This is a genomic window from Providencia manganoxydans (assembly GCF_016618195.1).
Classification (GTDB): domain Bacteria; phylum Pseudomonadota; class Gammaproteobacteria; order Enterobacterales; family Enterobacteriaceae; genus Providencia; species Providencia manganoxydans.
In genome coordinates, this window is sequence record NZ_CP067099.1 from 1241093 (window position 1) to 1258060 (window position 16968).

The 16968-nt window shown below is 41.7% G+C and carries 12 protein-coding genes; 6 read left to right on the plus strand and 6 right to left on the minus strand.

Annotation, left to right across the window (positions count from 1 at the left end; translation table 11 throughout):
- Positions 1–9: 9 nt before the first annotated feature.
- A complete protein-coding gene (hrpB, locus tag JI723_RS05445) occupies positions 10–2478 on the plus strand; it encodes an ATP-dependent helicase HrpB (protein WP_319066391.1) in 2469 nt (822 codons plus the stop codon).
- Positions 2479–2486: 8 nt separating this feature from the next.
- Here the strand turns inward: hrpB and JI723_RS05450 are convergent, their stop codons facing one another.
- Positions 2487–3857 carry a tyrosine phenol-lyase gene (locus tag JI723_RS05450; RefSeq protein WP_319066389.1) on the minus strand — a complete coding sequence of 457 codons (1371 nt, stop codon included), beginning with the start codon at positions 3855–3857 and terminating at the stop codon, positions 2487–2489.
- A 335-nt stretch (positions 3858–4192) separates the two neighbouring features.
- Between JI723_RS05450 and mrcB the strand changes: the two genes are divergently transcribed.
- Positions 4193–6712, plus strand: coding sequence for a bifunctional glycosyl transferase/transpeptidase (mrcB, locus tag JI723_RS05455; RefSeq protein ID WP_272580230.1), 2520 nt, complete (start codon positions 4193–4195; stop codon positions 6710–6712).
- Between the two features lie 72 nt (positions 6713–6784).
- On the opposite strand, the gene nadS is transcribed toward mrcB, so the two are convergent.
- The 3 genes from nadS to hemL all read right to left on the minus strand — a co-directional run bounded on the left by nadS (position 6785) and on the right by hemL (position 8842).
- Positions 6785–7069 carry a NadS family protein gene (gene nadS, locus JI723_RS05460; RefSeq protein WP_070925199.1) on the minus strand — a complete coding sequence of 95 codons (285 nt, stop codon included), beginning with the start codon at positions 7067–7069 and terminating at the stop codon, positions 6785–6787.
- Position 7070: 1 nt separating this feature from the next.
- Complete coding sequence (locus tag JI723_RS05465; protein WP_272580229.1) at positions 7071–7403, minus strand: type II toxin-antitoxin system RelE/ParE family toxin; 333 nt, start codon at positions 7401–7403, stop codon at positions 7071–7073.
- 149 nt (positions 7404–7552) lie between these two features.
- Positions 7553–8842, minus strand: coding sequence for a glutamate-1-semialdehyde 2,1-aminomutase (gene hemL / locus JI723_RS05470; protein ID WP_272580228.1), 1290 nt, complete (start codon positions 8840–8842; stop codon positions 7553–7555).
- 357 nt (positions 8843–9199) lie between these two features.
- On the opposite strand from hemL, the gene erpA reads away from it, so the two are divergent.
- Entirely contained in the window at positions 9200–9544 is a 345-nt protein-coding gene (gene erpA / locus JI723_RS05475) for an iron-sulfur cluster insertion protein ErpA (protein WP_070925196.1), read from the plus strand.
- Between the two features lie 76 nt (positions 9545–9620).
- Here erpA and btuF read toward each other — a convergent pair whose 3' ends face one another.
- Both btuF and mtnN read right to left on the minus strand, forming a co-directional pair.
- A complete protein-coding gene (btuF, locus tag JI723_RS05480) occupies positions 9621–10436 on the minus strand; it encodes a vitamin B12 ABC transporter substrate-binding protein BtuF (RefSeq protein ID WP_337979830.1) in 816 nt (271 codons plus the stop codon).
- A gap of 61 nt (positions 10437–10497) precedes the next feature.
- Positions 10498–11190, minus strand: a complete 693-nt coding sequence (mtnN, locus tag JI723_RS05485; protein ID WP_070925194.1) for a 5'-methylthioadenosine/S-adenosylhomocysteine nucleosidase — start codon at positions 11188–11190, stop codon at positions 10498–10500.
- Between the two features lie 476 nt (positions 11191–11666).
- Here mtnN and dgt point away from each other — a divergent pair, with 476 nt between their 5' ends.
- The 3 genes from dgt (at position 11667) to relA (ending at position 16956) form a co-directional block, all read left to right on the plus strand.
- The gene (gene dgt, locus JI723_RS05490) at positions 11667–13190 is read left to right on the plus strand and encodes a dGTPase (protein ID WP_337979831.1); all 1524 of its coding nucleotides are present in this window, start codon (positions 11667–11669) and stop codon (positions 13188–13190) included.
- A 185-nt stretch (positions 13191–13375) separates the two neighbouring features.
- A complete protein-coding gene (rlmD, locus tag JI723_RS05495) occupies positions 13376–14710 on the plus strand; it encodes a 23S rRNA (uracil(1939)-C(5))-methyltransferase RlmD (protein WP_272580225.1) in 1335 nt (444 codons plus the stop codon).
- An 8-nt stretch (positions 14711–14718) separates the two neighbouring features.
- Positions 14719–16956: a GTP diphosphokinase gene (gene relA / locus JI723_RS05500; RefSeq protein WP_272580224.1), complete on the plus strand. Its 2238-nt coding sequence runs from the start codon at positions 14719–14721 to the stop codon at positions 16954–16956.
- Positions 16957–16968 lie beyond the last annotated feature (12 nt).

Genomic DNA, 16968 nt, shown 5'->3' on the forward strand with positions numbered 1-16968 from the left:
GGAGTTATTATTCACGTGCTACCCATTCATGATGTTAGTGATCCCTTACTGACAGCACTACAACAATCACCCCAAGTTCTACTGCATGCACCCACTGGTGCGGGCAAATCAACGGTTCTTCCACTTCTTATATTAGAAAGCGGGATCATTGATGGGCGAATTATCATGTTGGAGCCGAGGCGTATTGCTGCTCGTAGTGTGGCTGCTCGTTTAGCCCAGCAACTCGAAGAGGAGGTTGGGCATACAGTTGGCCTACGCATGCGCTCTGAAAGCCGGATTAGTGGCAAAACGCGTATCGAAGTGGTTACCGAAGGTGTTTTAACTCGAATGCTGCAACAGGATCCTATGTTAGAGGGAATCGGCCTGATTATATTGGATGAGTTTCATGAGCGAAGCTTACAAGCAGACTTAGGACTCGCTTTATTATTAGACGTTCAAGAAGCGTTACGTGATGATTTAAAAATCCTATTGATGTCAGCCACACTCGATGATCAAGGGCTAACTCAGTTATTCCCTCATGCTCCTGTTATTACTTCTGAAGGTCGGTCATTCCCTGTTAGTCGACACTTTCGACCGATAAACCCTAATAAGTTGTTTCATAAAGAAGTCGCCAGTGCTGTTTGGCAACTACTTCAACAGGAAAGTGGTTCGTTACTGCTATTTCTACCGGGAGTTGGCGAAATAGAAAGAACACGTACAGAGCTGGCTTTGATGGTTAGTGAGGACATACTTTTATGCCCTATGTACGGTGCTCTTTCGATAAAAGAGCAGCAACAAGCCATACAGCCAGCACCCGAAGGGAAACGAAAGGTGGTTTTAGCCACCAATATCGCTGAAACCAGCCTTACGATAGAGGGTATTCGATTAGTGGTTGATAGTGGTTTTGAGCGTATAGGTTTATTCAATCCAAGAACTGGATTAACAAAATTAGTTAAGCAGCGTATAAGCCAAGCTTCAATGGTGCAACGAGCTGGGCGTGCAGGGCGTTTAGAATCAGGTGTTTGTTGGCATTTATTTAGTCAGGAGCAAGCCGAACGCGCTGCACAATTTAGTGAGGCAGAAATCCTGCACAGTGATTTAAGTGGATTATGGTTATCACTATTACAGTGGGGATGCCAAGAAGTGACTCAGTTACAGTGGTTAGATAGTCCTCCACAGCCTGCTATTGGGGCGGCAAAAGATTTACTCAAGCGATTAGGTGCTATTGATCAATATGGTCAACTCACTCAAGTAGGTAGGGGAATGACGGGCTCAGGTAGCTCTGTGCGTACAGCCGCTATACTGCACGAGGCTCAACAAAACCAAAACATCGAAGTCATTAAATTAGCGGCATTGCTGGTGGCTATCATTGAAGAACCACCACGTCAAAACCATTGCGATTTATCTTATTATGTAGAGCGACCAACAGATAATTGGTGTAAGCGTGCTTCAATACTTAGCGGGCACAAGGTGACATCAGCCGTTGGCAAAAATAGCAACTTGATAAGTGAGTGGTTACCTACATTGTTAGTGGCGGGATTCGCAGATCGCATTGCTAAAAATCGTGATAACCAAGGCCGTTACTTATTATCCAGTGGCTTAGGGGCTTCATTAGATGAAAACGAGACATTGTTTACTTCTGCATGGTTAATAGCGCCTGTGCTTTGGCAACCTGAAACATCAGCTGATGCGAAAATTGCGTTGGCGCTGCCTATTGATATCGAAACGTTACAAGCAACTTGCCCTGAATTGTTTTATCAGCAGGAAACGGTGGAATGGGATGAACAAAAAGGAACGTTGATTGCTTGGAAAAGATTACAATGTGGGCAACTGGTGATCCAATCGGAAAGGTTAGCAAACCCAAATAGCCAGCAAATTAAACAGGCGTTATTGCATTGGCTTCGTCAAAATGGGCTAGATAGTTTGGATTGGAGCCTATTTGCTCAGCAGTTACGCATTCGTTGTCAATTGGCACAGCAATGGTTTCCAGATATTTCTCTTCCAGCAGTTGATGATGAAACTTTATTAGATTCTTTAGAGTCTTGGTTAGCACCATATCTGGATGGCATTACTCATCGCAAGCAGCTACACGCATTGAATATTGGTGAGTTATTAGAACATCGATTAGATTGGCAACAAAAAAAATGGCTCGATGAGGCATTGCCGACGCATTATTTAGCTGGTTCTGGCAGCAATGTAAGTATTCACTATTTTTTGGAGAAACCGCCCCTAATTGAGATCCGAATGCAAGAAATGTATGGGCAGGCGACGAATCCAACAGTTGCTCATGGTCAAGTGGTGGTGACATTATCATTATTATCACCAGCAATGCGCCCATTACAGATCACACAAGATTTAGGTGCTTTTTGGCAAGGAAGTTATCGCGCAATACAAAAAGAGATGAAAGGACGTTACCCAAAGCATCTGTGGCCTGATGATCCTGCCACTACAGCACCAACCAATAAAACGAAAAAAGCAATTAATTTAGCTAATAATTAATATGATAACTAAATATAAGCAAAACGAGCCGTAAAGAAGCGTAGCTGTTTCGGTTCGTAAGTAAATTTGAGCCCTTGTATGGTTTCTTTTTGTTGATACAAAGCAATAATACCATCGGCAACGAAATCAAGGTGTGCATATGTGTAAACGCGTCTTGGGATAGTTAAGCGGACGGTTTCAAGTTTAGGGAAATAGTTTTTCCTAGTTATTTTATCTCTTCCTGCGGAAACTGTGCCTCGTTCTGTTGTGCGAACACCAGTTTCAAGATAAATACGCGCAGCTAAGCTTTGAGCGGGGAGTTGTTCTTGCGTTAAATGCGGGCAAAAATGTTTAGCATCCAAAAATACAGCATGACCGCCAATAGGCTCAATAATCGGTATATTGGCGGCCTTTAATTTATTGCCTAAGTAGCGAACTTGCAGAATACGATGTTGAATATATTCAAACTGCATTGCTTCTTGCATGCCGATGGCCATTGCCGACATATCACGACCAGTCATGCCGCCATAGGATGGCATACCTTCATATGCAACCACCCACTCGCAAGCCTGTTCAAACAGCTGTTGATTGTTAAGAGCGAGAAACCCTCCTATGTTGACAAGGCAATCTTTTTTACCGCTCATTGTACAGCCATCAGCGTAGCTGAACATTTCGTGAACAATTTCTTTAATGGAGACATCTTGATAGCCGGCTTCTTGTTCTTTGATAAAATAAGCATTTTCGACGCAGCGAGTTGCATCATAAAAAACACGAATATGATGCTTCTCACATAATGCTTTCACATCACGCATATTTTGCATTGATACAGGTTGACCGCCCGCTAAGTTGACTGTGATTGCTAAACAAATATAAGCAATATTTTCAGCCCCTTTTTCTTCAATTAGTTGTTTTAATTTATCTAAATCAATATTGCCTTTAAAAGGGACGTTTGACATGGCGTCATGAGCATCATCATTGATAATATCAATAAAAGTTGCACCATTTTTTTCTATATGAAACCGTGTGGTTGTGAAGTACATGTTACCTGCAACATATTGTCCAGGCTTGATTGTGATAAGTGATAGTAAGTTTTCAGCCGCTCTTCCTTGATGAGTTGGCACAATATATTTAAATCCAAATAGGTGTTGTGCGGTCTTTTTCAATAGTTCAAAGTTCTGACTACCTGAGTAAGCTTCATCACCTGTCATCATACTTGCCCACTGTTTATCCGACATCGCATTCGTGCCACTATCGGTAAGTAGATCAATATAAATATCCTTAGAACTAAGGAGAAAGGTGTTATAGCCTGCTTGATGTATTTTCTTTATCCTTTCTTCTCTCGATAACAGAGAAATGGATTCAATAGATTTAATGCGGTAGGGCTCTGCTGGGTAATTCATCATATTCCTCATACACGAATAGTTTAAAATTGCTTTGAATAATGGTTGTTTTTCTTTTATTTAATCGTTGTTTATTGATGTTTAAAATAGGCTTTTTTATCAATAAATAACATTTGGGAAATGATTGCGTGGATCTGTTTTCTTTTGCGGCAACGCAAAATAAAAGATAAGTGCGAAATCAGTCTGTTTTGTGCTCTAATAGGGACCCATTGCCAGAAGGTGATAGCTAAATAGCGTAATGAAATGTAATTAAGAGCTTTCTTCTGTGAACTAATTGGTTTTTTAAGCCAAAATTACAGGCATTCAGTTAAGAGTTTGGGTGATATGGAGCGACCATGTCCGGTAAAGATTTAGAACCTATTGGTAGACGTAGAAAACCATCTACCAAAAAAAAACCATCTAACTCACGCCGCCACCGCCGTGATGACTATGATTATGAAGAAGAATTATTTAACGATGATGATATTGATGAGCAAGACCTCGATGATGAAGAGGACGAGCTAATGGCTAAGAAAAAAAATAACGGTAACAAGAACCGCAAACCAAAAAGTAATTGGCGTTGGTTTTGGCTACTCGTCAAATTATTGATCGTTTTTGCAGTGTTACTTGCCGCTTATGCTTTTTATCTCAACCAACAAATCAAGGAACGTCTTGATGGTAAGGTATGGGATCTACCTGCTGCTGTTTATGGCCGTATGGTCAATCTTGAACCCGGCATGGATTATAGCCAAGCTGAGATGGTGCGTTTGCTTGAAGGTATGCAGTACCGTAAAGTGACTAAAATTACCAATTCAGGTGAGTTTTCGGTAAAAGGCAATTCGATTGAAATTTTACGACGACCATTTAATTTCCCAGATCAAAAGGAAGGCCAAATATTGGCTAAAATGTCATTTGATAATGGGGTATTGAATAAAATTGAAAACATGGAAAACGGGCGTTCGTTTGGTTTCTTCCGTTTAGATCCAAAGCTGATCACCATGATGCAATCAGCCAATAATGAACAACGTTTAGTATTACCACTGGCTGATTTCCCTGAATCATTAATCAAGATATTGATCGAGACAGAAGATCGGGATTTTTATGAGCACGATGGGGTAAGTCTTTATTCTATTGGTCGTGCTGTAGTGGCTAACTTATCGGCAGGTAAATCCGTTCAAGGGGGAAGTACATTAACGCAACAATTAGTGAAAAACCTGTTTTTGACTAACGAGAGAACCCTTAAACGTAAAATTAACGAAGCCATTATGGCGGTGCTGCTTGATTACAATTACGGTAAAGAGCGCATTCTTGAATTATATCTCAATGAGGTTTTCTTAGGGCAAAATGGGAATGATGAAATTCGTGGTTTCCCACTTGCCAGCCTGTACTATTTTGGGCGTCCAATTAATGAACTAAGCCTTGACCAGCAGGCTCTGCTAGTGGGAATGGTTCAAGGGGCATCTCTCTATAATCCATGGACTAACCCTGAAAATGCCACTAAGCGCCGTAACGTTGTGTTAAAAATCTTAGAAACACGCAATGTTATTGATCATGAAATGTATCAAGTATTAAGTGCGCGTCCATTAGGGGTCAAGACCAAAGAAGGTTTAGTGGCTTCACAACCAGCATTTATGCAAATGGTGCGTCAGGAGTTGAACGAAAAACTGGGTGACAAAGTTCAACAGTTATCGGGCGCGAAAATTTTCACCACTTTAGATCCTGTTGCGCAAACTGCCGCGGAAACAGCGGTTGAATCAGGGGTTGCTCAGTTACGTAAAGATCGTAAATTAAACGATCTCGAAGGGGCTATGGTCGTAGTCGACCGTATTAATGGTGAAGTACGTGCAATGGTTGGCGGTTCACAGCCACAGTATTCAGGTTTTAACCGAGCGCTTAATGCACGTCGGAGCATTGGTTCGTTAGCAAAACCCCCTGTTTATCTCGCAGCATTAAATGAGCCAGACCGTTTTCGCCTCAACACATGGTTGAAAGACGAACCATTATCAGTGAAAGTGGGGAATCAAACATGGCAACCTAGAAATTACAGCCGTAACTTTACTGGCGGTATGCTACTGGTTGACGCTTTAGCAAAATCACAAAATATTCCAACGGTAAACTTAGGATTAGAAGTTGGGTTAGACCAGATAGTGAATATTTTTGTGCGTCTAGGCGCCCCAGCTGGCGCGATGGAAAAGGTTCCTGCGATGTTACTTGGTGCGGTGAATTTAACACCAGCTGAAGTCGCTCAAATCTATCAAACTATTGGTGGTAATGGTAATCGCGCTAAATTATCCGCATTGCGTTCAGTCATTGATGGTGATGGTAGTGAAATCTATCAAAGCTACCCTTCCGCAGAACGTGCTATACCTTCCCAAGCGGCTTATTTAACACTATATGGTATGCAGCAAGTGGTTCAGCAAGGTACTGGGCGAGTTTTATTGTCGAAATATGGCAAATATAACTTAGCAGGTAAAACAGGCACCACTAACAATTTACGTGACAGTTGGTATGCAGGCATTGATGGTAAAGAAGTCGCCATTGTGTGGATTGGTCGTGATAATAATGAGCCAACACAGTTAACCGGCTCTACAGGAGCGCTTAGAGTATACCAGCGTTATTTAGATAATCAGGCTCCATTAGCTTTAATCAACCGTCAACCGGAAGGCATTGTTGATATGAAGGTAATGCCAGATGGCCAATTCAATTGTTCTGACTTTGGTGGCGGACGTACTTTACCTATTTGGACCGATAATCCAGATGCGCTTTGCCAAGCATCTGCCAATCAAGAGCCAGTTTGGGATTTAAATAATAATTCCGAACAGCCAGCAACCGACGATGCGCCTGATTGGGTGAAAGAAATGTTCGGTAATAATTAATTAGCGCCATAAATAAAATCCCCCGTGATTGTTTAAATGACGGGGGATTTTTTTATGCAGAAATTTATAGCATTAAATCGCTGCTAGTTCATGAAACAAAGAGGGATTTTTTTTAATTGCGATTAAAACTTTGGCAGCTAAGCCAGTTGGGTTGCGTCGTTTTAACTCCCAGCTTTTTATCGTATCAATACTCGTACCCAATGCATCAGCTAATTCAACCTGTGAAACTTTCAGCTGTTCTCTAATTTCTTTCACATCAGCCACTTCATAACGCGTTACCTTAGATGGTTTTTTTTTGCCGTTTTTTATCTCTACGGCTTCTTCTAATGAAGTTTTCAGTTCATTGAAAATACTCATTTTACACCTCATTCTTAAGTAGTCTCGTTAGTTTTTTTAATTCGGTTTTTTCTGTATCAGTTAAGCTATCTTTTACTGTTTTTGGGTAAGCCATTAAAAGATAAATTATTTCTTTAGTCGCTAAAAAATAAATAATTCTTGCGCTTCCACTTTTGCCTTGATTACCTGTCGCCATTCGCACTTTTCGTAGACCTCCAGTCCCTTGGATCAGGTCACCGATATCTGGGTAACCAATAAGTGTGATTTGGAGTGCTTTTAATTCGTCGTCAGTAGCTATTTGTTTGATTTGTTTTGTAAAAAGAGATGTTTCGATAAATTCTATTGCATGACCCATTGGTTTCCCTCCCTGAAACACAATAGTTAAAGTGTACTTTGTACACCCTTCGGTGTCAATAAAAGTATGTAAATGGGGGAATCTAAGAGAGAGATTAAAAATTAAGTTATTTAAGGAGGCGAGGGGAGCGCCTCCTCGTATAGGATAAATTAAGCTGCTTTCATTTTGGCTAATGCGACTTCTGCGGCTTCGATGGTTTTTTCAATGTCTTCATCGCTGTGTGCAATAGACATAAAACCTGCTTCGAAAGCTGATGGCGCTAAATAAATACCTTGCTCTAACATGAGGTGGAAGAAGGTTTTAAAACGCTCAACATCACATTTCATCACATCTTGGTAGCAAGTGACACTTTTGGCATCAGTAAAGAATATACCGAACATCCCACCAACATGGTTTATCACCATTGGGATCCCTTGTGCTTTTGATACACGCTCTAAACCACGAGCAAGTTTATCTGTCAGTTCTGTTAGTCTTGAATGAACGCCTGGTTGAGAGACTTCATTTAAACACGCTAGACCAGCAGCCATGGCAACAGGGTTACCTGATAAGGTTCCTGCTTGATAAACTGGACCAATTGGCGCGAGTTTTTCCATCACTTCATAGCGGCCACCAAATGCCCCTACAGGCATACCACCACCAATAATTTTGCCTAAGCAAGTAAGGTCTGGTTGCACATCATAATAATCTTGCGCTCCGCCGAGTGCTACGCGGAAACCAGTCATGACTTCATCAATAATCAGCAATGCATCGAACTCATCACACAGTGCACGTAGGCCCGGTAAAAATTCTGCGGTTGGTGGTACACAGTTCATATTACCGGCAACAGGTTCAACGATCACACAGGCTATTGCTTCAGGGTAGTTTTCAAAAGCTTGGCGAACTGATGCGAGATCATTATAGGTACAAGTCAATGTGTGTTTTACGAAATCTTCAGGTACACCCGGAGAATTTGGCTCCCCCATGGTTAATGCACCAGAGCCTGCTTTCACGAGTAAGCAGTCAGCATGACCATGATAGCAGCCTTCAAATTTAATAATTTTATCGCGGCCAGTATAGCCACGAGCGAGTCGGATCGCACTCATGGTCGCTTCAGTACCTGAGTTAACCATACGGATCATATCGATAGAAGGAACTAATTCACAAACCAGTTTTGCCATTTCGACTTCAGCGGCAGTGGGGGCTCCGAAGCTCAATCCTTTATTAACGGCTTTGATCACGGCATCACGAACAGCGGGATGGTTATGCCCCAGAACCATTGGTCCCCATGAGCCGACATAGTCAACATAAGCTTTACCATCAACATCATAGATATAAGCACCATCAGCGCGTTCAATAAATAGTGGCGTACCACCAACACCATTAAATGCGCGAACAGGTGAGTTAACACCGCCAGGGATCAGCTGTTGTGCTTGATTATAGAGATCTAAAGAATGGCTCATGCAGGGCTCCTGAGTCGGGACTAATTAAAAATATACTCGTCATACATCAAGTTACAGCGTCTTGAATAAAGGTTCGGTGACTAGGTTCACTCGCGTTCAGTCATCTACTTATATCGGTACTTCGTGACTCATTTTATGGTCACTTGGCTGCACTTCGGATTATTTAGAGTATAAAACGATGATTGTATACTAAAGCACACAATCAATTAAACCAAATGCATTGATTGGTATGCACAATGTGTTGAATTACGTAACAGGGCTTGAATCAATACCTAAGCTGGCGGATAATTAGGTTAATTGATCTGAGTAGGCTATCTGCTTACGCTGAATTACCGGTTGACCGGCTTGGAGTAAAAAATGAGTGATGATGCAGCTCTGCCGTTGCAGTTTACTGATGCGGCAGCAATTAAAGTAAAAGACCTAGTTTCTGATGAAGACAACCCAAACCTGCGTCTACGTGTTTACATTACCGGTGGTGGTTGTAGCGGTTTTCAGTATGGCTTTACCTTTGATGATAAAATCAATGAAGGCGATATGACCATTGAAAAGCAAGGCGTTGCTTTGGTTGTTGACCCAATGAGCCTACAATATCTGGTTGGTGGTAGTGTTGACTATACTGAAGGGTTGGAAGGCTCTCGCTTTATCGTTACCAATCCGAATGCCAAATCCACTTGCGGTTGTGGTTCTTCATTTAGCGTATAACGTCTAATAAACGGAGCGGGAAAATGACAGATTGATCCCGCTTCGTCAATCACCTCAAACTTCCATTTAAAGGCGATTACTGCTCTGGGTGTAGTTGTGCACAGAGTGATTGTGCTGCAAGCAGCGATCGAGGCCCAGCTCGATGAAACCAATCTTCATTTAAACGAATAATCGGTACAGATAGTTGTGTTTTCCAAAATTGTTTGACCGCATTTTGTTGCGTTTGATCCTCTGTCATGACAATCACTTCAGGTTTGCGAGTCAGCACTTGCTCTCGACTGACTTGTGGCCAAGGCACGGCACTGTTTGCAAAAATATTTTTACCACCACACAAAGAAACAATATCATTTTGAATAGTCCCCTTTCCGGTAGTAAATAACGGTTGAGTACCTAATTGAATAAATAATGATTTTGGGGGTTGAACTTGCTGATAGTGCTGTTTTAACTGAGTCAGTTGCTCACGCATATGAGATGCTGATTGCTGAGCAATATCAGGTTTGGGACTGTATTGTGCCAATTGTTCAATGCTAGAAATAACGGACTCAATACTATTAGGATCGAAGTAAATAATTGGAATTCCTAACGCGGCTAATTGATCGAGAGGGCGTTGCGGATTACCTCCGCGCCACGCTAATATCAAATCTGGTTTTAGTGCGATGATCCGCTCTACATTCATACCTTGCCAGTCGGCAACTTGTTCGAGTTGTTTGGCTTCTAACGGGTAGTCTGAGTAAGCACTCACGGCGATTAAGCTTTCACCTAATCCGGCCGCATAAGCGAGTTCTGTATTGGCTGGAGAGAGACTAATCACACGATGCTTAGTTTCAGCCAGAGTCGGTGCATTAAAGAACAGTAGTACAGCCAGTAGTGTCGTGAGGTACAATTTCATCATTCTATTCTGTAGATAAGCAAAAAAGTATGGATATTTTTCAACCCACACTTTTTATTAGGTATTACGCTAATTCAGCTAAAATAGCGCTGATCATTAAAGACGACTGGCGTGCAGCAACGGGTAAAAACTCATCGAAACTGGTATGTGATTCTTTATCTGCCACATCTGAAATTGCGCGTACCACAACAAACGGTACTTTAAATTGGTAGCAAACTTGCCCGATAGCTGTCGCTTCCATTTCAACTGCTGCGACTTGAGGAAAAGTATTTTTAATACGTGCTAACGGCTCTGCGCCATTAATAAAGGCATCCCCACTGCATACCAAACCACGAACCGCATTCATTCCAAGTTGCTGAATGCAGCTTTCTGCCAGTGCAATCAGTTTTTGATCAGCAATAAATGCAGGAGGGCATTGTGCCATTTGACCGGGCTCATAACCAAATGCAGTGACATCAGCATCATGATAACGGACTTCTGTCGATACCACGATATCACCGACATTGAGACGTGGATCTAACCCTCCCGCCGAACCTGTATTAATGACCACATCAGGCTGGCAATGCTCTAATAGCAATGTGGTACCTACTGCGGCAGCGACTTTACCAATACCTGACTTTAACAGTGCAACTTCAACACCATTAATTTTTCCTGTGTAAATTTCACAGCCAGCACGGCTTAAGGTTTGGCAACCTTCAATTTGTTCGCGCAGGATAGCAACTTCTTGCTCCATTGCGCCGATGATACCCACTTTCATGATGCTAGGTTCCTCGTTGATTAATTAGACAATGATACTTGAGATGGCTAAAGTGTAGCATTGAACGGCAGATTTATTTTAATTAATCTTGGGCAAAAGAATGGGACATTAGAGCTTGTTTATCTTTGCTGATGATTTTTACAACTATACTCGCCATACTTCAAGTTGCAGCGTTGTTGACTACGCTCACTCGCACCAGTCACATAGTTATCTATGCTTTTGGCGCCTCATTTACTTGTCGCCTAGCTGCACCTCGAATTATTTAGAGTATAGAGAAGGTTGAAAAGTAGCCAGATTAATTGCTCTATCTTTTATGTTATGGCTAGCTTTTTAGGGTTTGAGTTAAAAATGATGTTTGAATGTTGCCTTACGGGTTCGATTAAAGTCATTTGATGCTGTGTTGAGAGGCTCTCGCCTTGCCTAAAATGTCTTTAATTCGAATAAAAATTCACTTTCAAAGATAAACAGACGCTAGTATGAATGAAATTAATTTCCTAACTAAATTGAATTACCAACGAAATTATAGCAGTCCGAAAAGCCCGAAAGTTTCAGCGAGTAATGAAGACGCGGTTAATCGTTTATTTGAAAGTGATCGCGGGCGTATTATCAATTCAGCCGCTATTCGCCGATTACAGCAAAAAACCCAAGTATTTCCATTAGAACAAAATGCAGCAGTGCGAAGTCGATTAACCCACTCATTGGAAGTGCAGCAAGTGGGGCGTTATATCAGTAAAACGGTGCTGCATGAATTAAAAAAGAAAAATCTGTTAGAGAAATATGGCTTGAGTGAGCGTACTGATGCTTTTGAAAGTCTTGTTGAGATGTCCTGTTTAATGCATGACATTGGTAACCCGCCATTTGGCCACTTTGGCGAGGCCGCTATCCAAAGTTGGTTTAGTGAGTTACTTGCACCTGATTATCAGTTTAGCGAAGGCTCCCCCGACCCTTGTAAAATTGCAGTGATGCGCTTGACGGGTGATAAACGTTTAGATCTCTTTCGGCGTCAATTAAAAAAAGATCTGTGTTCCTTTGAAGGGAATGCCCAAGGGCTACGCATGGTGCATCGCTTACTTAAACTTAACCTAACTTATGCGCAAGTCGGGTCTATTTTAAAATATACGCGCGGTGCTTATGATCTTGACCCTATCCCTACTGAGTTTGATTATTTAATGAAAAAACCGGGCTATTACTGGTCAGAATCAAGCTTTGTGAATGAATTATGTAAAAAATTAGATATGGGTAAATATTGCCGTTTCCCACTCTCATATATTATGGAAGCCGCTGATGATATTTCGTATTGCATTGCAGATTTAGATGATGCCGCAGAAAAAGGGATTTTTACGGTCGAGCAATTAATGGGGTATTTGCAGGCCGAATGGGGGGAGGTCAAAAAAGGTGATTTGTTTGATGAAACCATTATGGGAGCATTTAATAACATCAGTGACAATCATACGAAACGCATTCAACAAGATCAGTTTTTTATGTATCTACGTGTCAATATTACTAGCAAATTGGCGCGTTACAGTGCTCAACGTTTTATCCAAAACCTTCCTGAAATTTATGCGGGGCGTTTTAATAGTGCATTATTGGAAGATAAAAGCCCAGAACATCGGTTACTTAAGATATTAAAAACCGTTGCTTTCAAACATGTGTTTAACCACCATGAAGTTGAAGAACTTGAGCTGCAAGGTTATCGCATTATTGGCGGATTATTGGATTTTTATAAACCCTTATTGATGTTAGAAAGAGAGAGTTTTAGCTCATTGGTAGAAAATAACTATCATAAACAATTTTTTATTGAGACACGTTTATTTCATAAGCTCTCTAACAAACACCGGCTATCATACAGTGAGGCTATTGAAGGTATTAGAGCAACCAGTGAAATTGAAAAATCCATTCTTGAATTCTATTACCGCGCTCGATTAATTCAAGATTACATCAGTGGAATGACCGATCACTATGCATATGAAGAGTATCGTAAAAGCATAGTTGCTAACTAATTATGCATTTCTATTTTTGATAAAAACTTATAAAGCGACCAAAAATAATAAAAAAATATACGTTAAGTAAAAAAGTGATAACTCATCTTAGCAAAAAAACTGCTATTATGAGCTCGCTTTTTACTACGTTGTTGAGTGAGCTAACAACGCTATTTTTAAAATTTAAATCTTTGTAGTGACAATTTATGGCCCAATTTTACTCGCCAAATCGCCGTACCACGCAACGCCGTCAAATCACGGTAACTATTGATAGCCTAGATGCTGCCGGACAAGGCGTTACCCGCTCTGATGGTAAAGCAATTTTTGTTGCAGGGCTGCTACCTGATGAGCAAGCTATCATCGAATTAGTTGAGGAAAAAAGCCGTTTTGCAAAAGCCAAAGTGGTTAAACGACTGACAACCAGTCCATCACGCGTGAAGCCACTTTGCCGATATTTTAATCAATGCGGAGGGTGTCAGCAGCAACACATTGATATTGCTTTGCAAAGATCAAGCAAAGCTAACGCATTACAATATTTAATCGCGAGAGAAACGGGGCTACAAAAAGAAGCGCAACCAGTCATTTTCGGCGAGGCATATGGATACCGTCGTCGAGCGCGCCTTGGATTGCAATATCAACACAAAAATCAACATTTGGTGATGGGTTTTCGCCAAACACAATCCAATACCCTAGTTGATATCAAGCAATGCCCAGTGCTACATCCTGATTTAGATAAGCTCATTCAGCCATTATCAAATTGCTTAAACCAGCTAAAAATAGCTGCGAAATTAGGCCATGTTGAGTTGATCCGCGCTGATAATTGCCTGATCGTACTTATCCGTCATTTAGCGGCTTTCCCTCCATCTGATAAACAACAACTCAAAGATTTTGAGCAACAATATTCTGTTTCTATTTGGTTAGCTGGTGATGAAGATAGTTTACAACCATTGAATGAAAACGCTGTACTTCCTGAATATCAGGTTGTTGAAGAGCGGTTACAGTTTAGTCCTCTAAACTTTATTCAAGTCAATGGTGAAATTAATCAAAAGATGGTTGCTCAAGCTCTTGAATGGCTGGAGCTCAGCCCTCATGATCGTGTTTTAGACCTATTTTGTGGAATGGGGAATTTTACTTTACCCATAGCACGATTGGCTGAGTCTGTTGTCGGTGTTGAGGGCGTCGAAAATTTAGTCAAACAAGCTCAAAATAACGCCCAGCGCAACTCAATTGCTAATGCAACCTTCTATAATGAAAACTTAGAAGCGCAAATCCATACTCAGCCGTGGGCTGCAAAAGGGTTTAATAAGGTGTTGTTAGATCCTGCTCGGGCAGGTGCTGCCGGTGTCATGGAACATTTAGTTAAACTAGCACCTGAAAAAATTGTCTATGTTTCTTGTAACCCGACCACATTGGCTCGGGATAGCAAAGTTTTGCTTGAGGCCGGATATCAGCTAGTACAGCTGCGGATGTTGGATATGTTTCCACAGACTAGTCATCTGGAATCAATGGCGCTGTTTATACATGGCCCAAATAATAGGTAGGAGAAAATATGGTTGCTGTAAGAAGTGCACATCTTACCCCAGCAGGTGAGTTCGCCCCCGAAAAGTGGGTGAGCGGGTTAGGGCTAAATAATCCACAATCAGAACAAAAGCTTATCCACACCTGGCAATATTGTCATGATAAATTAGCAGGGCAAGAAATTGCACCATTATTATTATGGCGTGGGATCGAGATGACCGAAATTCTCTCGACGCTAAGCATGGATATTGGCAGCTTACAAGCCGCACTCCTCTTTCCTTTAGTTGAAGAAAAAAAACTTGATGACCAATCCGTTATTGATGACTTTGGTCAATCTATTCACGATTTAGTTAAAGGCGTCCTTGAAATGGATGCTATTCGCCAGTTGAAAGCCACTCAATCAGGCGAAACCAGCTCTATCCAAGTGGATAACGTCCGGCGTATGTTGTTATCCATGGTGGAAGATTTCCGCTGCGTGGTTATCAAACTCGCTGAGCGTATCGCGCACTTGCGTGAAGTCAAAGACGCGACAGAAGATGAGCGGGTATTGGCTGCTAAAGAGTGTTCAAACATTTACGCACCTTTAGCTAACCGTTTAGGAATAGGGCAATTAAAGTGGGAGCTGGAAGACTTTTGTTTCCGCTATCTACATCCTGATGAGTACAAGAAAATTGCCAAACTTCTGCATGAACGCCGCATTGATCGTGAGGACTACATTGACAACTTTGTGGTGACGTTACGTAAAAAAATGCTTAAAGAGCATATTCAAGCTGAAATTTACGGTCGCCCCAAGCACATCTATAGTATTTGGCGCAAAATGAAGAAAAAATCGCTGGCTTTCGATGAATTATTCGATGTGCGAGCGGTGCGTATCGTGGTTGAACGCTTACAAGATTGTTATGCTGCGCTGGGTATTGTGCATACTCATTTTAGACATTTACCTGATGAGTTCGATGATTATGTGGCTAACCCGAAGCCGAATGGTTATCAATCGATCCATACCGTCGTGTTAGGACCTAATGGCAAAACACTTGAAATACAAATCCGTACGCGACAAATGCACGAAGATGCTGAGTTAGGGGTTGCGGCGCACTGGAAATATAAAGAAGGTGCGACTGCTGGCGGTAAAGGTGGTGGTTATGAAAACCGTATAGCATGGCTGCGTAAACTGATTGCATGGCAAGAAGAAATGGCTGATTCAGGCGAAATGCTTGATGAAGTCCGTAGCCAAGTATTTGACGACCGTGTGTATGTGTTTACGCCTAAAGGTGATGTGGTTGATTTACCTGCGGGATCAACACCATTGGATTTTGCCTATCACATTCACAGTGACGTAGGGCATCGTTGTATTGGAGCGAAAATTGGTGGACGGATCGTACCATTTAGCTATCAATTACAAATGGGTGATCAAATTGAAATTATTACTCAAAAACACCCAAATCCAAGTCGTGATTGGCTCAATCCAAACTTAGGTTATGTGACAACCAGCCGTGGACGAGCCAAAATTCACAATTGGTTCCGTAAACAGGATCGTGATAAAAACATACTGGCAGGGCGCCAAATACTTGATAACGAATTGGCCCATCTGGATATTGGTATTAAAGAAGCCGAGAAACTACTGATAGCACGTTATAACGTACATTCATTGGATGAAGTACTGGCCGGTATTGGTGGTGGTGATATTCGTATCAATCAATTGGTTAATTTCTTACAAAGTAAGTTCAAGAAGACGACGGCTGAGGAAGCAGATCGTGAAGCTATGAAGACGCTGGAAAGTAAAACAGCAGCTCCGCGTCCAGCGTCACAGAGTAATAGCAGTGGGCGAGTGGTGGTCGAAGGTGTGGGGAATCTTATGCACCATATTGCACGTTGCTGCCAACCGATCCCAGGCGACGATATCATTGGTTTTATCACCAAAGGCAGAGGGATCTCAATCCACAGTGTTGATTGTGAACAGCTCGCCGAATTGCAAAGTCATGCTCCTGAGCGTCTCGTTGAAGCAGTATGGGGTGAAAACTACTCAAGTGGTTATTCATTAGTAGTACGTGTGGTCGCAAATGATAGAAGTGGTTTGCTGCGTGATATCACCACTATTTTAGCCAATGAAAAAGTTAACGTATTAGGTGTGAGCAGTCGTAGCGATGTTAAGCAGCAATTGGCAACAATTGATATGACAATTGAGATTTATAATCTACAAGTCTTAGCTAGAGTGCTAGCGAAACTCAATCAACTGCCCGATGTGATTGAAGCCAAGCGCCACTCACAATAATACGTTTTAGTA